Source organism: Microbacterium sp. Leaf179, assembly GCF_001423785.1.
Taxonomy (GTDB): Bacteria; Actinomycetota; Actinomycetes; order Actinomycetales; family Microbacteriaceae; genus Microbacterium.
Genome location: NZ_LMPH01000001.1, coordinates 795,599 through 817,082, shown reverse-complemented (window position 1 = coordinate 817,082; position 21,484 = coordinate 795,599). Strand labels below are relative to the sequence as shown.

At 68.6% G+C, this 21,484-nt stretch carries 24 protein-coding genes; 8 read left to right on the top strand and 16 right to left on the bottom strand.

What is annotated here, in order from left to right:
* The first annotated feature begins 114 nt into the window (after positions 1-114).
* Complete coding sequence (locus ASF96_RS03765; protein ID WP_055833777.1) at positions 115-567, top strand: MarR family winged helix-turn-helix transcriptional regulator; 453 nt, start codon at positions 115-117, stop codon at positions 565-567.
* 7 nt (positions 568-574) lie between these two features.
* Here ASF96_RS03765 and ASF96_RS03760 read toward each other — a convergent pair whose 3' ends face one another.
* Entirely contained in the window at positions 575-892 is a 318-nt protein-coding gene (locus ASF96_RS03760) for a DUF7882 family protein (protein WP_055936064.1), read from the bottom strand.
* 74 nt (positions 893-966) lie between these two features.
* Here ASF96_RS03760 and ASF96_RS03755 point away from each other — a divergent pair, with 74 nt between their 5' ends.
* A complete protein-coding gene (locus ASF96_RS03755) occupies positions 967-1,992 on the top strand; it encodes a glycoside hydrolase family 6 protein (RefSeq protein WP_235560518.1) in 1,026 nt (341 codons plus the stop codon).
* A 133-nt stretch (positions 1,993-2,125) separates the two neighbouring features.
* Positions 2,126-3,070 (top strand): response regulator transcription factor, encoded by a 945-nt coding sequence (locus ASF96_RS03750; RefSeq protein WP_181015995.1) that lies wholly within the window; start codon positions 2,126-2,128, stop codon positions 3,068-3,070.
* A gap of 98 nt (positions 3,071-3,168) precedes the next feature.
* On the opposite strand, the gene ASF96_RS03745 is transcribed toward ASF96_RS03750, so the two are convergent.
* Positions 3,169-4,647 carry a glycosyltransferase family 2 protein gene (locus ASF96_RS03745; protein ID WP_055833768.1) on the bottom strand — a complete coding sequence of 493 codons (1,479 nt, stop codon included), beginning with the start codon at positions 4,645-4,647 and terminating at the stop codon, positions 3,169-3,171.
* Positions 4,648-4,792: 145 nt separating this feature from the next.
* Between ASF96_RS03745 and ASF96_RS03740 the strand changes: the two genes are divergently transcribed.
* Positions 4,793-5,851 carry a hypothetical protein gene (locus ASF96_RS03740; RefSeq protein ID WP_055936059.1) on the top strand — a complete coding sequence of 353 codons (1,059 nt, stop codon included), beginning with the start codon at positions 4,793-4,795 and terminating at the stop codon, positions 5,849-5,851.
* Between the two features lie 44 nt (positions 5,852-5,895).
* Here ASF96_RS03740 and ASF96_RS03735 read toward each other — a convergent pair whose 3' ends face one another.
* Positions 5,896-6,696 (bottom strand): hypothetical protein, encoded by an 801-nt coding sequence (locus ASF96_RS03735; protein ID WP_055936055.1) that lies wholly within the window; start codon positions 6,694-6,696, stop codon positions 5,896-5,898.
* Between the two features lie 177 nt (positions 6,697-6,873).
* Between ASF96_RS03735 and ASF96_RS03730 the strand changes: the two genes are divergently transcribed.
* Positions 6,874-8,541, top strand: a complete 1,668-nt coding sequence (locus ASF96_RS03730) for a sensor histidine kinase (RefSeq protein ID WP_156458707.1) — start codon at positions 6,874-6,876, stop codon at positions 8,539-8,541.
* Positions 8,538-9,656, top strand: coding sequence for a diguanylate cyclase (locus ASF96_RS03725; protein WP_055833757.1), 1,119 nt, complete (start codon positions 8,538-8,540; stop codon positions 9,654-9,656). The genes ASF96_RS03730 and ASF96_RS03725 overlap by 4 nt, the downstream gene beginning before the upstream one ends.
* Here the strand turns inward: ASF96_RS03725 and ASF96_RS03720 are convergent, their stop codons facing one another.
* Positions 9,657-10,295 (bottom strand): hypothetical protein, encoded by a 639-nt coding sequence (locus tag ASF96_RS03720; protein ID WP_055833754.1) that lies wholly within the window; start codon positions 10,293-10,295, stop codon positions 9,657-9,659.
* A gap of 88 nt (positions 10,296-10,383) precedes the next feature.
* Here ASF96_RS03720 and ASF96_RS03715 point away from each other — a divergent pair, with 88 nt between their 5' ends.
* Both ASF96_RS03715 and ASF96_RS03710 read left to right on the top strand, forming a co-directional pair.
* Positions 10,384-12,156, top strand: coding sequence for a DUF4012 domain-containing protein (locus tag ASF96_RS03715; RefSeq protein WP_055936049.1), 1,773 nt, complete (start codon positions 10,384-10,386; stop codon positions 12,154-12,156).
* Between the two features lie 183 nt (positions 12,157-12,339).
* Complete coding sequence (locus ASF96_RS03710; protein ID WP_156458706.1) at positions 12,340-12,894, top strand: hypothetical protein; 555 nt, start codon at positions 12,340-12,342, stop codon at positions 12,892-12,894.
* Positions 12,895-12,940: 46 nt separating this feature from the next.
* On the opposite strand, the gene ASF96_RS03705 is transcribed toward ASF96_RS03710, so the two are convergent.
* The 12 genes from ASF96_RS03705 to secY form a co-directional block, all read right to left on the bottom strand.
* Positions 12,941-13,654, bottom strand: a complete 714-nt coding sequence (locus ASF96_RS03705) for an endonuclease/exonuclease/phosphatase family protein (protein ID WP_055835835.1) — start codon at positions 13,652-13,654, stop codon at positions 12,941-12,943.
* Positions 13,655-13,735: 81 nt separating this feature from the next.
* On the bottom strand, positions 13,736-14,581 hold the full coding sequence (gene truA, locus ASF96_RS03700) for a tRNA pseudouridine(38-40) synthase TruA (protein WP_055936042.1): 846 nt from the start codon (positions 14,579-14,581) through the stop codon (positions 13,736-13,738).
* A gap of 119 nt (positions 14,582-14,700) precedes the next feature.
* Positions 14,701-15,258, bottom strand: coding sequence for a 50S ribosomal protein L17 (rplQ, locus tag ASF96_RS03695; protein ID WP_055833743.1), 558 nt, complete (start codon positions 15,256-15,258; stop codon positions 14,701-14,703).
* Between the two features lie 42 nt (positions 15,259-15,300).
* On the bottom strand, positions 15,301-16,290 hold the full coding sequence (locus ASF96_RS03690; protein WP_055833740.1) for a DNA-directed RNA polymerase subunit alpha: 990 nt from the start codon (positions 16,288-16,290) through the stop codon (positions 15,301-15,303).
* A gap of 188 nt (positions 16,291-16,478) precedes the next feature.
* A complete protein-coding gene (rpsK, locus tag ASF96_RS03685) occupies positions 16,479-16,877 on the bottom strand; it encodes a 30S ribosomal protein S11 (protein ID WP_013583990.1) in 399 nt (132 codons plus the stop codon).
* Positions 16,878-16,911: 34 nt separating this feature from the next.
* Positions 16,912-17,286, bottom strand: coding sequence for a 30S ribosomal protein S13 (gene rpsM, locus ASF96_RS03680; protein ID WP_055833737.1), 375 nt, complete (start codon positions 17,284-17,286; stop codon positions 16,912-16,914).
* Positions 17,287-17,431: 145 nt separating this feature from the next.
* Complete coding sequence (gene rpmJ, locus ASF96_RS03675; RefSeq protein WP_005050492.1) at positions 17,432-17,548, bottom strand: 50S ribosomal protein L36; 117 nt, start codon at positions 17,546-17,548, stop codon at positions 17,432-17,434.
* Positions 17,549-17,607: 59 nt separating this feature from the next.
* A complete protein-coding gene (infA, locus tag ASF96_RS03670) occupies positions 17,608-17,829 on the bottom strand; it encodes a translation initiation factor IF-1 (protein ID WP_013583992.1) in 222 nt (73 codons plus the stop codon).
* Between the two features lie 140 nt (positions 17,830-17,969).
* Positions 17,970-18,674 (bottom strand): DsbA family protein, encoded by a 705-nt coding sequence (locus ASF96_RS03665; RefSeq protein WP_156458705.1) that lies wholly within the window; start codon positions 18,672-18,674, stop codon positions 17,970-17,972.
* The gene (gene map / locus ASF96_RS03660; RefSeq protein WP_082509262.1) at positions 18,674-19,513 is read right to left on the bottom strand and encodes a type I methionyl aminopeptidase; all 840 of its coding nucleotides are present in this window, start codon (positions 19,511-19,513) and stop codon (positions 18,674-18,676) included. The genes ASF96_RS03665 and map overlap by 1 nt, the downstream gene beginning before the upstream one ends.
* Position 19,514: 1 nt before the next feature.
* Entirely contained in the window at positions 19,515-20,108 is a 594-nt protein-coding gene (locus ASF96_RS03655) for an adenylate kinase (protein ID WP_055936036.1), read from the bottom strand.
* Positions 20,105-21,427, bottom strand: a complete 1,323-nt coding sequence (gene secY, locus ASF96_RS03650; protein WP_055833728.1) for a preprotein translocase subunit SecY — start codon at positions 21,425-21,427, stop codon at positions 20,105-20,107. The genes ASF96_RS03655 and secY overlap by 4 nt, the downstream gene beginning before the upstream one ends.
* Positions 21,428-21,484: the final 57 nt, after the last annotated feature.

The following is a 21,484-nucleotide window of genomic DNA, read 5'->3' as shown; positions in this document are numbered from 1 at the left end:
ATATGCGGCCGCAGAGGTGAATTATCGGACGCCGCCCAAGACGTATCGACCGCCTGGAATCTCGTTAACCTAACTAGACTGTCGGTCACCTCGCCCGGATCCGACAGGAGGCGTATGACGATCGCGACGGACGAACCCGCCACGAGCGCAGCCCGCGCCGTCGAACGACTCCGCTTGGCGGAGGCCCGGCTCTCCCGCCGCCGGCAGACCGACTGCGGCCCGAGCGAGAACGCGCGCGCGGCGATGCGACTCATCCTCGAGCGCACCGACGACGGCCATCACGTGACCCCGACCGAGATCGCCCAGGCGCTGGGCATCTCGACGGCATCCGTCACCGGGATGCTCGACCGCCTTCACGCGGGCCGGCTCATCACCTTCGTGGCGAACCCCGCGGACCGACGCAGCAAGTTCGTCGTCCCGTTCGACCGGGATCAGGATCCGGATGCCATCGACCCGGTGACCGCCCGCATCCGCGAGTTCGCCCTCGACCTCCCGGCCGACACCGCCGATCAGATCGTGTCGTTCCTCGACCGCGTCCGCGAGGTCGTCGACGCCGAGTGCGGCTGACGCCGGATCACACGACCGCCACGGCTCCGTCGGGTTCCGGTTCGATGCCGACCGCGAGGCCGTTGGGTGAACTGGCCGCGTTCATCATGTCGTCGATCCAGCGCCGATTCAGCTGGGGGGCTCGGCTGCCGTAGAAGTGGAAGACCAGCGGGATCGAGGGGTGGATCCACAGACTCCGCGTACCACTGCCGTCGCCGTGGGCGTAATGGAACATGAACGGCTCCGCGCGACGCAGTTTGTTCATGAACACCAGTCGCAGATGCGACAGGGTCCGGTCTTCGATGTCGAACGAGTGCCCGAGCGTGTTGTAAACCAATTTTCCCACCGATACAGCCTATATCGGCACCTCGGTTAGCTAACGCGGCCCCGACCGACGAACGCTCGACTAGAGTCCTGATCGTGGTGAGAACACACCGCCCGAACCGGCCCCGCCGCCGCGTTCCCCGGGCCGTCCTGGCGATCGGCGCGGTCGTCGTGATCGCTGCGCTCATCGCGGTGATCGCCGTCGTGGGAAGTCTCGTCACCACCCTCTTCCAGACTCTGTCGGCTCGACCTCCCGCGGTCGACACGCGCATCGTGGCGCCCGACGAGTCCAAGGCCGCGCAGGCAGCGAGCGCCGCCGCCGGCAGCGCCGACGAGAACGACGCCGCCAGCTGGCTCTCGACCCAACCGACGACCTACTGGCTCACCCCCGAGATCGACCCGATCGACGAGGTCTGGGACCGCGTCGCGCACCTGGCCGCCGAGGCGCGGGATCAGGATGCCGCGCTGTCGATCGCCGTCTACGGTCTGCCCGATCGCGACTGCGGCAACCACTCCGCCGGCGGCCTCGATCCCGACGCCTATCGCGAGTGGACCGCCCGGATCGGCGATGCGCTGGGCAATGCGTCGGACATCCAGAAGATCGTCGTGCTCGAACCCGACAGCATCGCACTGTCTTCTTCCTGCGGCTCGTTCTCCGACCGGGCGTCCTACCTGCGCGGAGCCGTCGACAACATCCGCGGAACGAACACCTGGATCTACATCGACGGCGGCCACTCCGCGTGGCATCCCGTCACCGAGATGGCCGATCTCCTTCGCTCGACGGGCGTGCTCTCCGACGTCCGCGGCGTGGCCCTGAACGTCTCGAACTACCAGGACACCGCCGCGGAGTTCGCCTACGCCCACGCGCTGTCCGAACAGCTCGGCGGCACTCACGCCGTCATCGACACGTCGCGCAACGGCGCGGGACCCGCGGGCGCGGAGTGGTGCAACCCCTCGGGCCGACTGGTGGGCAGCGCGGGGGGATCGTACGGCGACGACGTCGTCGACACGAACCTCTGGATCAAGCCGCCGGGCGAGAGCGACGGCGAATGCAACGGCGGCCCGGTGGCCGGAACCTGGTGGCCCGCTGCGGCCGCCGAACTGGCGCGCGAGCGGGGCTGAGGCCCGTCGCATCCCGCGCAATCGGGCCGGGATGGGCCGAATATGTGCCAGGATTGCGCTCGTCGCTCTGCGACACCGCGGCTCGGGGGAGAACGTGGGCACGCCAGCGTGCGAAGCCGGAAGAGTGGGTGACATGAGCGACAGCACTGAAATGCTGAAGACCGCGGTGATCGTCGAGGACGATCCCGATATCCGACACCTGTTGGTCGAGGTCCTCGAGGCGGCGGGTTTCTCCACCGTCTCCGTCGGCAACGGCATCGACGGCGTCCGCGCGGTGATCGCCTACCAGCCCCTCATCACCACGCTCGATGTCAACATGCCCGGCATCGACGGGTTCGAGGCCGCCCGTCGCATCCGGCAGCAGAGCGATACCTACATCATCATGCTCACCGGCCTCGAAGAAGAGGCCGACGTCGTGCTGGGCCTGGGAGCCGGAGCCGACGAGTACGTCGTGAAGCCGTTCCGCCCTCGCGAACTGCGCGCGCGGATCGAGGCGCTGCTGCGCCGCCCGCGCGGCGGCGGGCCCGCCGTGTCGTCGGCCCCGCGCCAAGACAATGTCGGGCCGTCCTTCCCCACTCCTCGCACCGAGACGCCGCCCCCCGTGGCGACCCCGAGCGCTCCCGTCGTGGTGCCCTCCTCGCAGGGCCCCGACCCCCGCTCCGCACCCGCGGGTGCCGAGATCGTCCCGCGCCCCGCCGCGGGCGCGATGGCCACGAACGACCTCACCCCCACCGGCGCCCAGTGGGTGGTCCACCGCGATCTGCAGCTCGACCCCGACAGCCGCCTCGTGCGGGTGGGCGGCGACGAGCTCGAACTCACGCGCACCGAGTTCGACCTGCTCGCGACCCTCATGGAGTCCAAGCGCCGGGTGCGGAGCAAGGCCGACCTGACGCTCGTGCTCCGCGGGGAGTCCTACGTCACCAGCTACTTCGTCGGCGAGGCCGACAAGCGGGCGATCGAGGCCCACATGACGAACCTGCGACGCAAACTCGGTGACAATCCCGCGAACCCGCGGTACATCGAGACCGTACGCGGTGTCGGATACCGCCTCACGTCGGAGCTGCTCGCTCCCACCTGATTCGCGCGAACCCCGCGGACAGCACGGATGCCTCGACCCTCCCCAGGGCCGAGGCATCCGTCTTTCTGATGCATTCGGGCGATCAGACCGTGGGTCCGTCAGACCTTGAAGCCGTGGTGGCGACGGACGAGCTTGGTGAACATCATGACGGTCTGGAGCACGGTGACCACACCGACGATGGGCCAGCCGATCCAGAGGATCGAGGACTGCACCATCGGTCCGACCATGATCCAGATGACGGCGAGGGCGATGGCGACAGCCACCAGCACGACCAGCGGCGTCCAGTGGCCGAGTCCGCCACCGCGCTCGGCCTTGGCCTGCATGGCCCAGTTGTCGACCTTCTTGCGCGACAGGAATCGGGTCCAGGAGCGCACGAAGTGGCTGATGCGGATCCACATGAAGATCTCCGCCGGGAAGAAGAGGATGGCGAAGAGGATGTCCGAGCGGTCCACCGACTTGATGGTGCGTGCGATGCGCAGGTTCAGCAGCATCGCGATGACGGGCGGGATCAGCCACAGCGGCGAGAAGACGAAGGCGTTGAGGGTCAGCGAGCCGGCGAGCAGCGTGAGGAACGCCACGCGCACGAACAGGTTGGTCAGCATGCCGAAGTTCTCGAACCACCGCAGACGGAGGTTCGGGTGGAACGGCTGCCCCTTGGTGTCGCCGCGCTGGCCGGGCCACATGAGCTCGATGGCGCCGTAGGTCCACTTCACCTGCTGGGCGTCGTAGCCCGACAGCGTCGTCATGCCGCCCACGTCGGCGCGGGCGTAGGGGCTGATCTTCGTCAGGTACCCGGCGCTCTTGATCTGCAGCGAGAGGAGCGAGTCCTCGACCTCGGAGTCCTTCACCCACGGCGTGACCTGGTGATTCTGCTTCATCGCCTCGCGCAGCGCGTTGGTCGAGAAGATCGAGAACTGCCCACCGAGCACCGCCATGTTTCGACCGCGCAGCATGTTCTGCAGGTTGAACGCGGCGAACTGCGTGCGCTGACCCGCGGTGAGGAATCGCGCCACGAGGCCCTTGATGGGCTTGTCGTCGATCGTGAAGATGGCGGAGATGCCGCCGATGCGCGAGTCGGAGACGGCCTCGGTCTCGAGATACTCGACGGCCTTCGAATCGGCGATCGTGTCGCCGTCCACACCCAGAAGGTAGTCGTATCCCTCGACCAGCGAGTACCCGTAATTCAGGGCGCCCACCTTCTTGTCGGGGTTCTTGCCGATGTCGTGCACGAACACCTCGGTGAACTGCTCGCCGAGCTCGGTGGTGATCTCGTGCGGGCCGCTGTACTCCGAGGCGATCTTGACGGTCGCGTCCGAGGTGTTGTTCACCACCACGTGGATGACGTCCGGCACACGCGTCTGCGACAGAAGTGCCTCGATGACGTCGGCGATCGACTCTTCCTCGTTGTACGCGGGAATGACGCACCCGATGGTGGAGCGGTGCACCGTGGTGTTCTCGAGCACGGCGGAGAAGTCGTCGGCGAAGCCGTGGTTCTCCTCGACAGCCCCCGTCGTCAGCTCGCCCGCGGTGTGGGAGAACTCCCGGGAGGGGGAGGAGAAGCTGCGCGCATCGGTCATGACGGTGGTCTTCCTGTGGGAGCGGTGGCGGATCGGCCAAGACCCACTCTGGTAGGTTCGCCGCAAGACGGCCAGGACACACGTCGTTCTTCCCCGCAAGATTTGCTCAAGATTGCGCCGGCCCCCCGAAGGAGGCGAGAGTTCCGTGATCTTCCTCGCCCTCCTCGCCGCGATTCTCGCCGCGGGTCTCGCTCTCGCCACGATCGTCCTCACGCACGGTCGCGCCCGCGACGATCGCGGCGGAGCCCGGGCAGACCTCGTGCGGTACTGCAACCTGTCGGCCGTGTCGGCGCTGCTCTGCGGAGCGATGAACCTGTTCGAGGCGGCCGGAGGCGGAACCACCGCTGCAGCGGCGGGGAACGCCACGAACGTGGTGGCCGTCGGTCTGCTCTGGGCCGGAGCACGGCGCTTGAACGCCCGATCGGCGATCGGTGCGATCAGCGTCGGTGCCGGCGGCATCCTGATGTTCGGACTCACCTTCCTCGTCCCCCTCGACGATGCGACGCTGGTGAAGACCGCCGGCCTCGCGGTGTTCGCCGCGCTCGGAGCCCTCGAGATGGCGCGCCGCCCGCTCGCGGACCTGTCCGGCGCCCGGCTGATGACGTGGACCCTCGGCCTGTACGGCGTCTACAACATCGCCCGGTTGGCCGTGGTGGCGGTCGCCGGCCTCGATCCCCTCCTCGGACGCGGACTCGTCTCGGCCGAGACCACGGCCGCCGTCAGCGCCGTCGCCATCGCGCTGGTCTCGCTCGCGGCCGTGCGCATCGGTCGCCACCTCGACGACGCTCCGATTCCGGGAACACGGGAGCACGATCGCGGATCACTGCGCGCCGCGGCGGCGGCGTTGCTCGCCGACGCCGCGGCGGCCCAGGTCACCGTCATCCGCGTGCCCGAGCTCGACCTCATCCGCACCGCGCACAGTTCCGAGCGCGCCGAGACGATGATGCGACAGCTGCTCGACGCCGCCAACGACGCAATCCCCCGCGCCGCGACCGGCATCCCCGCACGCGACACCGTCTTCGTCGTGGCGCCCGTGGCGTCGGACGGCGACGCGCAAGAGGTCGCCGTCCGGCGCGCGTTCGCCTCCCGCATGCCGGGTATCGGGTACGACGACGTCCCCGACCTGGCCTTCCAGCACGTCGTGATCACCGAGGTCGGTGAGCTCTCCCACCTGCTCGAGAGCCGCCGTCTCCGTCGTCGCTGAGCCGCCGCGCCCGGTGGGCCGCCGCGGCGGGCGACCGGTCCGGCTCAGCCCTGGCTGTCGGACTGCCCCCACCCGGGAGCACGACCGCTGCTGGGCGCGGTGGTGGAACCCGACGAGGCCGACCCCTGGTCGCTGTCGGCGAAGATCGCGATCGGCAGGTACTGGTACACCGTCTGCTGCCCGAACGACGTCTCGGTGTTGGCCGAGCCCTCGACCGCGACGTTGAGGGCGAACTCGAGCGTGATGCCATAGGTGTCACCGGGCAGCTGGCGGATCGAGGTGGTGGGGACCAGCAGGCCGCCCTGGAAGCTGTTGAGCAAGAGGCCGCGGTCGGAACGGAGCGTGTCCGAGGGGACGAGCGTGCGCGGGTCGGCGCTGAACTGGAACGGGCTCGACACCTGACCGCTGGTCTGCGCGGTCTGCGACGTGACCGACAGCGATGAGACGTAGACGCGACGCTTCTGAGCGAGCACGGCCTTCTCGTCGACGCGGTGGTCGACGACGTTGACCGCGAAGCCCAACTGCTTGTCGTTGGTCGGCGTCCACTCCATCGTGCGCTTGGGGTTGACCGCCCACACGTCGAGGCGCACCTCGAGGCCGTCGGCGACCTCGGTCGAGAGCGACACCGAGCCGTCGTACGTGAACTGCGAGTCGAACGGCTTGTCGGCGGACGCCGACGGCGCGGGGGTCGGGACGACGGCCGCCTGGTTGCCACCCTGCCCCGGGAAGGCACCGATGACGTCGCTGATCTGGCCGCAGCCGGTCAGCGCGACCGGCCCGGCGAAAGCCAGAACGAGGGCGAGGGCGCTCGCGCGCAGGGCGCGACGGCGGAGGGGCGTGCTCACAGGTGTCTCCTGAGGTAACGGCGCAAGGCGCGCAGAGGTCGAGAATCGACCATCACGCTGCGGGATGCAGGCCTCAGGGGGAGTCTGACCGGGCACCGCGCCCCAGAAGGGCACGTGCGGCGAGCAGAGACAGGATGGCGCGCAGAAGACTACACCACTCTCTATACACTCGATCTCATGGCATCCATGAGGAGCGTGCCGCCGGCGGTTCCTCCCGTGAGCGCACAGGACGACGACGGCACCGGACCCAGCAGTTACACACGCTCCGTGTGGCTGTTGCAGCTCGTCCTCGGGGCGAGCGTGGTCATCACGGTGCTGCTCGTGCAGGCACTCGAACCGGCCCTGTTCCTCCTGTGGCCGTTCTCGTCGGGCGTCGGTGTGATCATCGCCCTGACGGCCGTCGCGATCGTCGTGCCCTGGCACCGCCTCCCGCGTGCGGCGGTCGCCGCGATCCCCTTCGCCGACATCGTCGGCATCGGGTTGTTGAGCTTCGGGACCGATCTGCGGTTCGGCTTCTTCTGGGTCTTCCCGATCATCTGGATCGCCACCCACTTCAGCCTCGCGTACATGATCTCGGCGCTCGCCACGGTGGGCTTCATCATCGTGGTGGATGCCGCGGTCAACGCGGCGGGACCCGTCACCGCTCTGCGACTCATCGTCGTGCTGCTCTCGCTCACGTTCATCGCCATCACGTCGTTCCTCTCGGCCCGGCAGACGCGGGCGTTCAAGCAACTGCTCAGACGGCAGGCCAGCCGCCTGCAGGGCACCCTGCAGCGCGTGTCGGGGCAGGAGCGCCGCGTCTCGCAGATGCTGAACGGGCTCGACACCGGCATCGCCCGGCTGTCGGCCGACGGCGAGGTGCTGGCGCTGAACGACACCTACGTCGACCTGTACGGCATCGAGCGTGACGAGTCCCAGCGTCCGGGGGGAGCCGTCGAGTACGCCACTCTTCGCGGCGACCCGCTGCCCGAAGCGGAGCGCCCGTTCACCCGCGCGGCACGCGGCGAGCAGTTCGACGACGAACGCACGTGGCTCTTCGACACCCACGGCGAGTGGCACGCGCTGTCGGTGTCGACGCGGCGCCTCATCTCTTCGGACGAACCCGAGAGCACGCTGCTCATCGTGCACGACATCACGGCTCTGATCGAGTCCGAGCGCGCGCGCGAGCGTCTGGCCGCGACCGTCTCACACGAGCTGCGCAACCCGCTCACCGCCATCATCGGCCACGCCGATCTCGCGTTGGACGACCCGGGCCTCACCCCCAAGGTGCGCGACCAGCTCGAGGTGATCGCCGGCGCCGGCGAGCGCATGCAGAAGCTGATCTCCGAGATCCTCGCGAACTCGCGCGGGGTCTTCCGCGAGCAGAACACCCCCTCGGTCGCCGACGCCACCCGCATCATCGCGTCGTCGTTGGAGTCCTTCCGCCCGGCGGCGGCCTCCCGGCGCGTCAGCGTGGTCGACGACCTGCCCGAGACAGCCGCCGTCGTCGGCGACGCCTTCCGGCTGCGTCAGGCGTTCGACAACATCCTCAGCAACGCCATCAAGTACACCCCGGCCGGCGGCTCGATCCTCATCTCGGGCGAGCTCACCCCCGAGGACGTCATCCTCCGCTTCGTCGACACGGGTATCGGCATCCATCCCTCCGATCTGGCGCGTGTCTTCGACCCGTACTTCCGCGCGCAGTCCGTGCGCGAGAGCTCGACTCCGGGAACCGGGCTCGGCATGGGCATCATCCGCAGCATCATCGAAGACGAGGGCGGCTCCCTCCTCATCGAGAGCGAGCTCGGCACCGGCACCACGGTGACCGTCGTGCTGCCCGCGCACACCCCCGCCGAGTCGTCGTGATCCCCGCCGACGCCCTCTCCAACCTGGGTCTCGCCCAGGCCACCGTCGCCACGGTGGGTACCGTGATGCTCATCGGGTTGGGCTTCCTGCACCGCCCCTCGCGGTCGGCGTTGCTCTGGTCGCTGGCGTTCGTGCTGGCGATGACGAGCACCTGGGTCTCGGTAGCCGGATCGATCGTCGAAGACGAAGCGATCCGGCGCGCGGGGCTCGGACTCATGCTCGGCGCCCCCGCGCTGGTCTGGTCGGGCTTCCGAGCCCGACGCGGCGTGCGGGCCCTGCCCTGGGTCGGCGCCGCGCAGGCGGTCGCGACGGCCGCCGTATTCGTGGTGGTCCCCGATCTCTCGGCCTACGGCTTCGCCTTCCGTGTCGCGTTCCTCGGCGCCGCCGTCTTCGCGGGCCTGACGAACCTCGAGCTGCTCCGGGCGGCCGATCGGCTCGAACGCCTCGCCCTTCCTCTGGCCATCGTCTCAGCGACGTTCGTGGCGCTCGGGGCGGCGGTGATGGTCGCGGGCGTCGCCGCCCCCGCCGAGATGGGCGACCTCACGCTCCCCCGCGTCCTCAACGGTCTCGCCATGCTGGTGTACCTCGTCTGCGCGACGGTGTCCCTGCTGTACTTCACCTCGGTCTCCCCCACGGGGACTCGTTCCGCCTCGTCGTGGCCCCACTTCGTCGCCACGGCATCCGATCGCCTCGCTCGCGCACGGCGCGCTCGTGAGCAGTCGTGGGCGGTTCTCACCGTTCGTCTCGACGACCCCGCTCAGTTGCGCAGCGCCGCGGGCGAGAGCAGCTGGGGCCGGCTCGTCACGGAGTTCGAGGGGATCGTCGCCGACTCCTTCCCCGCCGAAGCCGACCTCGGCCGCGAGACACGGGGACGGGTCGTGGTGGTCCTCGCCCGCCCGGACACCGTCCTGCGCGAGCACGTCAGGGACACCCTCCGCCGCATCACCGAGGTGGACGTCTCGGGCCATATCGACGTCCAGCTCTCCGCGAGCGTGGGATGGGTCCCCGCCGAGGCGGCCGACTTCGACCTCCGCGCTCTCATCGCCGCGGCCGACGATGCCGCCGCCACGGCCACGCGTCAGGGCGGCGACCGCTGGGAGCGCGTGCGCGGCTGATCAGCTCGCGGGTGTGGCCTGGCCGCCCCCGGCGATCGCGACGGTCAGGGTGTCGGTCGCGGTCTGCTTCGCGAACTCGCTCGAGTTCGGGGTGGTCTGGACGAGGAACTCGAAGGTGAACTGAAGGGTGACAAACGTGGAGTCATCGGGGACCTCGCCGACGTTGAAGGTCTGCGAGTAGCTGTACGGGGCGAGCACCAGATATCCCGGCGCATCCGTCTGATCGCTCTGGGCCGTCAGGGGGGCGAACGACTGCGAGGCGTTGCCGGGAACCGCGGTCATGGTCGCGCGCTGCAGGTACACCTTCTGACCGTCGTCGGGCGTGACCGTTGTCACCATCGAGATGCTGACGGGTTTGAGAGCGGTAGGCGTCCAGCGGTCCATCGACAGCGTCGACCAGTAGTCGACCGTTGCGCCGACTGCTCCCGCGGTCAGCGTCCTCTTGGTGGAGCCGCTCGAGAGATCGTTGCGCACCGGTTGCGGTGCGGCACTGTTCGCGGCCGTGGGAGACGCCGACGACGACGCCTGCGCGCCGCCCTGGGCCCACGGAGGGGCTCCGCACCCGGTCAACGCCACGAGCGTCGCCCCCATCAGGGTCACCCCGATGATCGCCTTGCTTCTGCGCGCTGCGAGCCTCATGTACTCTCCCCCGGATCCTCTGCCCAGTGTAAGACGCCCGCGGCGACCCGGTCGCGCCACCACCGAAGGCCCCGTCTAGGGTGTTCGCGTGATCGACACCCCTCGCCGTCCGGCCGACGTGGCCGCACGCGTCTTCTCGTGGACCGTGGCGCTGCTCCTGGTCGCGGGCCTCGGCGGCGCCACGTGGATCGGGGTGCGAGCGGGGCTGGCCGCCGACCACCTTCGCTCCGCGCAGGCGACGGTCGCCGCCGCCACCGCGGTCGACGATCCCTCGGCCGCGATGGCGTCCCTCGCCACGATCGGCGACGACACCGCGGCGGCCGCGGCCCTCACGGGCGATCCGGTCTGGCGGGCGGCCACCCACCTGCCGTGGGTCGGCCCTCAGCTCGCCGCCGTCTCACGCTCCGCGGCGGCCCTGGACGACGTCGCCGCGCACGCCTTCGCCCCGCTGGCCGCGTCGGCGTCCGACCTGAGCCCGGCGGCGCTGACCCCCGTCGACGGCACCATCGACGTCGCGCGGATCGCCGCCGTCGAACCCGCCGCGGCCCTCGCGGCGGCGGCGCTGCGTCGCGCGGCCGATGATCTGTCCGGAATCGATCGGGCACCCCTTCTCGGCGATCTCGCCCGCACCGTAGAACAGTCGACGGCCCTGCTGATCCGCGCCGCCGACAGCGCCGATTCGCTGCACCGGGCGACCGAGATCGTGCCGACCATGTTCGGCGCCGACGGACCGCGCTCGTACCTGGTGCTCTTCCAGAACAACGCCGAGTGGCGCTCCCTCGGCGGAGTCGTGGGCGCCGTGGCCCAGGTCGACACGGCGGGCGGCCGCATCTCGCTCGTGTCGCAGGCGTCGTCGAGCGACTTCACCGACGTCGCCGAGGCGGGTCCCGTCCTCCCCCTCACCGACGAAGACCGCGCGCTCTTCGACACGCGCCCGGCCCGTTTCGTGCAGAACTCGACGCAGATCCCCGATTTCTCCGTCGGCGCGCCCCTGGCGCGCGAGATGTGGCGGCGCCTGCACGGTGTCTCGGTCGACGGGGTGGTCACGCTCGACCCGGTCACGCTGTCGTACCTGCTGCGCGCCACCGGCCCGGTCGCACTGCCCTCGGGCGAGGAATTGACCGCCGACAACGCGGTCTCGCTGCTGCTCGACGAGGTCTACCGCCGCTACGACGATCCCGACGTGCAAGACGCCTTCTTCCAGAGCGCCGCGACGGCGGTGTTCCAGTCGCTCGCCGCAGGGCGCGCCGATCCGACGGCTCTCATCTCGGCGGTGACGCGAGCGGGTGAGGAGCGACGCCTGCTGGTGTGGAACGCGGATGCCGAGACCCAGGCCATTCTCGACGGCACCCCGTTGCAGGGTGCGCTGCCCGCCACCGACGCGACGCGCAGCATGTTCGGGGTGTACCTGAACGACGGCACGGGCTCGAAGATGGACTACTACCTGCACCCCGAGGTCGAGACGGCCTGGTGCGGCCCCGACCGCGCGTCGCTGCACGTCGAGCTGCGCAGCGACGCACCCGACCCCGCGTCGCTCCCGGCGTACGTCACCGGAGGCGGCGAGTACGGCGTACCCGTCGGCGACGCCCTGACGGGGGTCTACGTCTACCTCCCCGAGGGGGCGCGGCTCCTCGATCGTCAGACCGGCGGCGACACCGCCGCCGCTCCCGGTTTCGCCGGGGGGACCGCGCACGGGCGGGAGGTCGTGAAGTGGTCGGTGACCCTCTCACCCGGGCAGCGCGCGCAGCTGGATCTCGAGGTGCAGCTCCCCCGCACCGCCGAGCTCGGCGCTCACGCGACCCCGACGCGCGATCCGTCGGAGATCCCGCGCGGGGGCGAGTGCCGTTTCCCGCGAGGCTGAGTCCGCCCGACGCCCGGGTGAAGTCGGGCACGGCGAGACGTGAAACCTGGCGCAGCGCAAGGGTGCGCGCGCGACGGTTCCCCGAGACTCTGACGAGGAGTCGCCTTCCCTCATCTCAGGGGAGCGAGCACCACTTCGAACTCAGCACACCGGCTCGACTACGCCAAGCAGATGGGGCACATCATGAAGACCACGATCATCCGGGCCGTCGCCGCCCTCTCACTCGCCGCGGCCGCTTTGATGGCGCCGACGGCCGCCAACGCGTACACCGACCCCGCCGCCGTCTCGGTGTCGCCGTCGACGGTTATCCCGGGCGGCTCCGCGACGTTCACCACCTCGACGGCCCCCTTCCAGACCGACGAGCAGGTGGCGATCTCGATCACGGGAGCCAACGCGAGCGCCGTCACGCTCGGGTCGGTCGCGGTGCAGACGAACAACTCACTGAGCACGACCGCCGCGTTCGGAAAGCTCAACGTCGCGATCAAGCTCCCCTCGAACGCGACGGGCACGTACTACCTCACCTTCACCGGCCTCTCGAGCAAGGTCGTGCTGCACTCGAGCGTCGTCGTCACCGCGCCCACCTCCGACAACACCTCGAAGGGCGGGCTCGCCGTCACGGGCTTCGACGCGAACAGCACCACGGGCTTCTGGGTCGCCGGCGCAGCGCTGGTCGCTGCCGGTGGCGCCGTCGCCGTGGGCGCCGCGGTACGCCGTCGCCGTCAGGCGGCCTCCGCCTGAGTCACCGCCGCGAACGCGGAAGGGGGCCGTCTTCGGGCGGCCCCCTTCAGCGTTGTTCGTCCATGTGGGCCTCGAGGCTCGCCGGACGGGAGTTCGTCACCTCGGCGGTGATGAGGATCGGCAGGTGGTCGCTCAGGCCCTGCGGCAGCGTCTTGATGTGCGCGATGTCGAAGCCGATCGACGTCGCGAAGTCGTAGTGCCCGCGGAAGAAGCGGTACCGGGTGTACGTGCGGGTATCGCTGAGGGTCAGTTCATACCCCTGGTCGCGCACCTTCTGCCCCAGGTTCTCTTTGAAGACCGGGTAGTTGTAGTCCCCCACCATGAGGGCGGGAAGCCCCGGTCCGAGGTTCTGCAGCTCGGTGAGAGCGGTGCGGATCTGGTGGCGCCGCAACGAGTTCAGCGCCGTCAGTGGAGCCGCGTGGAACGAGGCCACGATGATGTCGCGACCGCTGTCGATGTCGCGCAGTCGCACGCCCAGCATGCGCTCCTCGGCGGGTTTCAGAACGTAGTCGTGCAGGGACTTCTTCAGGCTGATCGCCCGGACGTCCTCGGCGCGGTAGGCGTTCTCGCGGTAGTACAGCGCGAGCCCGAGCCTGTTGCGCTGCGTCGCGTCGGCGAGCCGAAGCCCACCGATGCGCTCCGGGATGTCTGTGCTGTCGCACTCTTGCAGGCACAGCACGTCGACCTCGTGCTTCTCGACGAGAGCGACGAGTTCACCGGCGGCCCGGTGCTTGTTGAGGTTGTACGAGATGACCTTCATGGCGATCACAGCATACGACCGAGCGATCTGCACGAGCGGTGGGGTTGCACCCGTTCCGCCCGAGGGGATCAGGATGCCGCGTCACTCGTCGTCGCGCCGCCGACGGGTCTGCTCCGCGCGGGCGGCGAGCAGGTCGTCGGCCGGGTATCCGACCTCGGCCAGCACCAATCCTCGGGCCGCCAGCACCTTCGTCTCCGGGATGCGCATCCTCGCGTCACGGATGGCGACGACATCGTCGACCTCGATACGCCCCTCGCCCACCGCCACGCACGCACCGACCAACGCGCGCACCATGCTGTGGCAGAACGCGTCGGCGCGAACGTTCGCCACGAGCACGCCGTCGTCGGCACGGCGCCAGTCGTACTCCAGCAACGTGCGGATCGTCGTCGCCTCTTCTCGCGCTTTGCAGTACGCCGCGAAGTCGTGCAGGCCGATCAACCGCTGCGCCGCGGCATCCATCGCCGCGAGGTCGAGGGTGCTGAGCACCGCGGTCGTGCGCAGGCGATCGAGGGGGTCGTAGCCCGTCGTGGCGTCGGCGAGGCGGTACGAGTAGCGCCTCCAGACCGCCGAGAATCGCGCGTCGAAGCCCTCAGGAGCCACGGTCGTCGAGCGCACCGTCACGTCGGCATACGAGCCCAGAACGCCGCGCAGACGGCCCGCCAGGGCCGTCACGGCATCCGCTTCGTCGTTGTCACGCCGCCGGCGCGGAAGGCGCGCGATCTGCCCCGCGTCGAGGTCGATGTGCGCGACCTGCCCCGAGGCGTGCACGCCCGCGTCGGTGCGGCCGGCGACGACGAGGCGCGGGTCTCCGCCGAGAATGCGCTCGAGCGCCTCTTCGATCTCGCCCTGCACCGTCCGCAGACCCGGCTGACGCGCCCATCCGCGGAAATTCGTTCCGTCATAGGCGATGTCGAGACGAATGCGCACCCGATCAGCCTACGCGGGGTGATCTCCCACCCCTCCCCCGCGCACCCTGCCGAAGGACCCCGGTGGAACGACGATGCCCCCACCCGGAAGGGTGGGGGCATCGTACCGAGAGGGAGAACTCAGGCCTTGGCGTCGTCCTGGACGGCGTCCTCGGCTGCGGCCTCGGCCGCTGCGCCCTCTTCGTGCGACTCGGCGCCGGCGTCGGCGGCCTCGTCGGTGGTGGATTCTTCGGCGGGGGCCTCGTCAGCGACGGGCTCCTCGGCGACCGGGGCTGCGGCGGCGGGAGCCGCGGCGGCCTTGTTCGACGCCTTCTTCGCGACGGGCTCGAGGACGAGCTCGATCACGGCCATGGGGGCGTTGTCGCCCTTGCGGTTTCCGACCTTCGTGATGCGGGTGTAGCCACCCTCACGGTCGGCGACCAGCGGCGCGATCTCGGTGAAGAGGGTGTGCACGACACCCTTGTCACCGATCACGGACAGCACGCGACGACGAGCGTGCAGGTCGCCGCGCTTGGCGAAGGTGATCAGTCGCTCGGCGAGCGGACGAAGACGCTTGGCCTTGGTCTCGGTCGTCTTGATCGACTTGTGCGTGTACAGCGCTGCGGCGAGGTTCGCGAGAAGCAGACGCTCGTGGGCCGGGCCGCCTCCGAGGCGGGGACCCTTCGTGGGCTTAGGCATGTCGTATTACTCCAGTAGAAGGTTCGGTCGGGTCCGACAGGGTCAGACGGTTTCTTCGTCGTAGCCGCTGTAGAACTGGGCGCCGTCGAAACCGGGCACCGAGTCTTTGAGCGACAGTCCGAGCGAGGTGAGCTTGTCGCGCACCTCGTCGACCGACTTCTGACCGAAGTTGCGGATGTTCATCAGCTGCGTCTCCGAAAGGGCGACCAGCTCCGAAACGGTGTTGATGCCCTCACGCTTGAGGCAGTTGTACGAGCGCACCGACAGATCGAGGTCCTCGATCGGCATCGACAGCTCGTTCGAGAGAACGGTCTCGACGGGGGCGGGTCCGATCTCGATACCCTCGGCCTCGACGTTCAGCTCGCGGGCGAGACCGAACAGCTCGGTGAGGGTGCGACCGGCAGACGCCACGGCGTCGCGCGGCGCGATGGACGCTTTCGACTCGACGTCGAGGACGAGCTTGTCGAAGTCGGTACGCTCTCCGGCGCGCGTGGCGTCGACGCGGTAGCTGACCTTGAGCACCGGCGAGTAGATCGAGTCGATCGGGATCTGACCGGCCTCGGCGTACTCGTTGCGGTTCTGCGTAGCCGAGACGTAGCCGCGGCCGCGCTCGATGGTGAGCTCGAGCTCGAACTTGGCCGTGTCGTTCAACGTGGCGATGACCAGCTCGGGGTTGTGCACCTCGACACCCGCCGGGGCGGAGATGTCGGCGGCGGTGACCTCGCCCGAACCCGTCTTGCGCAGGTACGCCGTGATGGGCTCGTCGCGCTCGCTCGAAACGACGAGCTGCTTGATGTTCAGGATGATCTCGGTGACGTCTTCCTTCACGCCCGGGATGGTGCTGAACTCGTGCAGAACGCCGTCGATGCGGATGCTCGTGACGGCCGCGCCGGGGATCGACGACAGAAGGCTGCGACGCAGCGCGTTGCCGATCGTGTAACCGAAACCGGGCTCCAGCGGCTCGATGATGAAACGGCTGCGGAACTCCCCGATCTTCTCCTCGGTCAGAGTGGGACGCTGTGCGATGAGCACTATGTGTTCCTTTCGATCACGTGCCCGCTATATGACACGTGTAATGGGGTGAGGTGTTGAGTTGTACTCGCTGGATGCCGAGTCACCTGAGCGATGCGCCGAGGGTGAGCCGTGGCATCCGGAAGTCTGAGTCGCGCGTAAGCGCGGCGTTCCCGGGGAGCGACGAGCACTCCCCGGGAACGGACGCGTCAGACGCGGCGGCGCTTGGGCGGACGGCAGCCGTTGTGAGCCTGGGGCGTCACGTCCTGGATCGAGCCGACCTCGAGGCCGGCGGCCGTGAGCGAACGGATCGCGGTCTCACGACCCGAACCCGGTCCCTTCACGAAGACGTCGACCTTCTTGACGCCGTGCTCCTGCGCCTGGCGAGCGGCCGACTCCGCGGCCATGCCGGCGGCGTACGGCGTCGACTTGCGCGAGCCCTTGAACCCGACACCGCCGGACGAAGCCCAGCTGATGACGGCACCCGAGGGGTCGGTGATCGAAACGATGGTGTTGTTGAACGTCGACTTGATGTGGGCCTGACCCACGGCGATGTTCTTCTTCTCCTTGCGGCGCGGCTTGCGCGCTGCGGACTTGGCCTGTGCCATGTGCGGTTCTCCTGAATCCTGCGCCGGCGGAGGCCTAGCGCGCCTTCTTCTTGCCGGCGACGGTGCGCTTGGGTCCCTTGCGGGTGCGAGCGTTCGTCTTCGTACGCTGACCGCGCACCGGGAGGCCGCGACGGTGGCGGATGCCCTCGTAGGAACCGATCTCGACCTTGCGGCGGATGTCGGCGGCGACCTCGCGACGGAGGTCACCCTCCACCTTGTAGGTGCCTTCGATGTAGTCGCGAAGCGCGACCAACTGGTCGTCGGTGAGGTCCTTCACGCGGATGTCGTGGCTGATATCCGTTGCCGTGAGAATCTCGACGGAGCGGGTGCGACCCACGCCGTAGATGTAAGTAAGTGCGATCACCACGCGCTTGTCGCGCGGGATGTCGACGCCGGCGAGACGTGCCATGCGGCTCTCCTCAGAGTGTCGTGGAGGTGTGAAGCAGGATCGGTGCTCGGGCCTCCGCCCCGAGGTGTCCCCCGCCCGCTGACGCGGGCGAGATCTGATCCTGCCGGTGTGTATTCAGTTGAAAAGTGTCGAGCTCTGAGCGAACTCAGCCCTGGCGCTGCTTGTGACGCGGGTTGCTCTTGCAGATCACCATCACGCGCCCGTGACGACGGATCACCTTGCAGTGATCGCAGATGGGCTTGACGGAGGGATTGACCTTCATGATGTTCCTGTTTCGCTGTCTTCGATCCGCGGATGCGGATCGTTACTTCTCAGCCGGGCTCAGCGGTAGCGGTAGACGATACGACCACGAGTGAGGTCGTACGGGCTCAGCTCGACGACGACGCGGTCCTCGGGGATGATACGGATGTAGTTCTGTCGCATCTTGCCCGAGATGGTCGCGAGCACTTTGTGCCCGTTCGTCAACTCGACACGGAACATCGCGTTGGGCAGTGCTTCGGACACCGTGCCCTCGATCTCGATGACACCGTCTTTCTTCGCCATATACTCGCTCACGCTCTGGACAGACCGGCTGGTCTGCGGTGGATGGGGATTCGGTGCCTCGACACGCCAATGAAGGCGCAACGCACCAAAGATCAAGCATACGTGGTATCACGTGACCCGGCAACTCGCCCGGGCCGCGGTCACCCGTTGAGGCGCGCGACGATGTCCTTCTGCGGATCGCCCGACAGATCGGTCTGGTTGGTCAGTACCGTGCCGTCGACCGCGATGGTCGGGGTCGAGATTCCCGCGGCGCCCTGCTGAAGGGGCGTCTCGCGCGTCATCGCGGTGACGAACTTCGTGTACGTGCCATCCGAGATGCAGGAGGCCACGGCATCCGATGCTCCAGCCGTCGTCGCGATCGAGGCGAGGGTGGCGTCGTCGAGACCGGCCGTTCCCTCCGAGGGCTGCTGCGCGTACAGGGCCTTCACGAAGGCCGGCACGTTCGCGGCATCGTCGACGGCCACGCAGTACGCGGCCGACGCCGCTCGAGTGGAGTACTGCGTTCCCTGCGACTGCCTGTCGAGGATCGAGATCGGGTGGATGTTCAGCGTGATCTCACCGCTCTGCACGAGCTGGTCGAGCGTGGGCCCGTAGCTCTGCTCGAACTGGTTGCAGATGGGGCACATGAAGTCGACGTAGGTGTCGACCGTCTTGGGGCCCGAGCCGACGGCGATGGCGCCCGTGTCGGTGTTCACCGCCGACGCCTGCGGCAGGGTGCCGGCCGAGGTCGCCTGGCTGTTGGCGAACCACACCACCCCGCCCACGATCAGCACGACCACGAGGGCGGCGGCGGTGACGCCGATCGCGAACCAGTTCGTGGACTTGCGTGCAGCCGCCATCATCATCAATCGATCTCCTTCGGCACCACACCGAACGGCGCCAGTTTTTCGGCACCGCCGTCATGCGCGGTGAGAACCCAGATGCCCCCATCATGCACGGCGACACTATGTTCCCAGTGGGAGCCGGCCGTGCCGTCGACGGTCGAGACGGTCCACCCGTCGTCTTCGGTGAAGGTCTGCTGGTCGCCGATGACGACCATGGGCTCGATCGCCACCGCGAGACCGGGGCGCACCTCGGGTCCGCGATCCGCCACGGCGTAGTTGAAGATGCTCGGCGACTCGTGCATCTTGCGCCCGATGCCGTGCCCGACGTAGTCGCGCAAAATGCCGTACCCGCCCTCGGGGGCATTGTCGGCGATGTACTGCTCGATCGCCGCTCCCACCTCGCCGAGGTGGGTGGCCCGACTGAGCGCCGCGATCCCGGCCCACAGCGACCCCTCGGTCACCTCGGACAGCCGGCGACGCGGTGAGACGACCTCTTCGGGGGCATCCCCGGGCACGATGACGGTGAACGCCGAGTCGCCGTTCCACCCGCGGAACTGCGCTCCGGCATCGATCGAGAGGATGTCGCCCGCCTGCAGCGGCCGGTCGTTCGGGATGCCGTGCACGACCTCCTGGTTCACCGAGGCGCAGATCGTGTGACGGTAGCCGCGCACCATCTGGAAGTTCGATTCCGCTCCGCGCGATGTGATCACGCGCGATGCCTCGGCGTCGAGCTCGAGGGTCGTCACCCCGGGCGCGACCCGTGCGCGCACGGCATCCAGAGCATCAGCCGTGATGAGACCCGGCTCGATCATCGACCGCAGCTGGGCGGGCTTCTTGTAGATGGAGGAACGCAGCGCCACGTCAGACAGCCGACGGGGCGATTCCGCGCGCCTCGAGGGCGGCGAAGATGCGTGCCGTGACCTCGTCGAGCCCGCCGACACCGTCGATCTCGTCGACGATGCCGCGCGTGCCGTAGACGTCGAGGATCGGCGCGGTCTCGCGCTCGTAGATGCCCAGACGCGTGGCGATGGCCTCTTCGGTGTCGTCGGCGCGGCCCTGCTCGGCCGCACGGGCCGTCAAGCGCGCGAGCGACTCGTCGCGGGGCACCACGAGGGCGATGACCGCGTCGAGACGTTCGTCGCGTCCGCCCAGGAACTCGTCGAGGTGCATGACCTGGGCGAGGTTTCGCGGATACCCGTCGAGGAGGAAGCCCTCGGCGGCGTCGGCCTGCGAGAGGCGGTCGCGCACGACCGCGCTCGTCAGTTCATCGGGGACGAGGTCTCCCCCGTCGATGATCGACTTCACCTGCAGACCGAGGTCTGTTCCCTCGGCGACGTTCGAACGGAAGACGTCGCCCGTCGAGACGACCGGGATGCCGAGGGCGTCGCCGACGCGGACGCCCTGCGTCCCCTTGCCCGAGCCCTGGGGCCCCACGATCAGAAGACGCGCGGTCATCGCAGCAGCCCTTCGTAGTGACGCTGCTGGAGTTGCGCGTCGATCTGCTTCACCGTCTCGAGACCGACACCCACGATGATGAGGATCGATGCTCCGCCGAACGGGAAGTTCTGGTTCGCCCCGACCGTCGCCAGCGCCACGAGCGGCAGCAGGGCGATCAGACCGAGGTAAATGGACCCCGGCAGGGTGATGCGCGTCAGCACGTAGTCGAGGTACTCGGCCGTCGGACGACCCGCACGGATGCCGGGGATGAACCCGCCGTACTTCTTCATGTTGTCGGCGACATCGACCGGGTTGAAGGTGATGGCCACGTAGAAGTACGTGAAGCCGACGATCAGCAGGAAGTACACGAGCATGTAGAGCGGGTGGTCACCGCGCGTGAGGTACTGCGAGATCCAGGTCACCCAACCGGCCGGCTCCTGGCCCGCCTGCGGCTGGTTGAACTGCGCGATGAGGGCAGGGATGTACAGCAGCGACGAGGCGAAGATGACGGGCACGACGCCGGCCATGTTCACCTTGATCGGGATGTAGGTGTTCGTACCGCCGTAGGTGCGACGCCCGACCATCCGCTTCGCGTACTGCACGGGGATGCGGCGCTGGGACTGCTCGACGAAGACGACCAGTGCGACGATCACGATGCTCACGGCGAGGACGAGGAGGAAGACCTCCACGCCGCGCGAGGTGAGGATCGACAGCATGGCGCCGGGGAACGTCGCCGCGATCGAGGTGAAGATCAGGATCGACATGCCGTTGCCGACACCGCGCTCGGTGACCAGCTCGGCGAACCACATGACCAGGCCGGTGCCGGCGGTCAGGGTGATGATCATGAGCAGCTGCGCCCACCAGATGTCGTTGGTGAGCAGCTGCTGGCACTCGGGGATGCCGGCCGAGCCGAACAGCTGTCCCGAGCGGGCAACGGTGACGAGGGTCGTCGACTGCAGGAGAGCGAGAGCGATCGTCAGGTAACGCGTGTACTGGGTGAGCTTGGCCTGCCCCGCCTGGCCCTCTTTGTAGAGGGTCTCGAAGTGCGGGATCACAACGCGCAGGAGCTGCACGATGATGGTGGCCGTGATGTAGGGCATGACGCCGAGCGCGAAGATCGACAGCTGCAGCAGAGCGCCGCCCGAGAAGAGGTTGACCAGCGACAGCAGCCCCTCGGTGCCGCCCGACTGGTTCAGACACTGCTGGACGTTGGGGAAGTCGACGAAGGGCGTGGGGACGTGGGCACCCAGCCGGTAGATGGCGATGATGCCCAGCGTGAAGGCGATCTTCCGCCTCAGGTCGGGCGTGCGGAAAACCCGCGCGATGGCGCTGAACAAGGGGATTCCTCCAGAACGATCTCGGCACGCCGCAGGGCGCACACCAAATCAGACTAA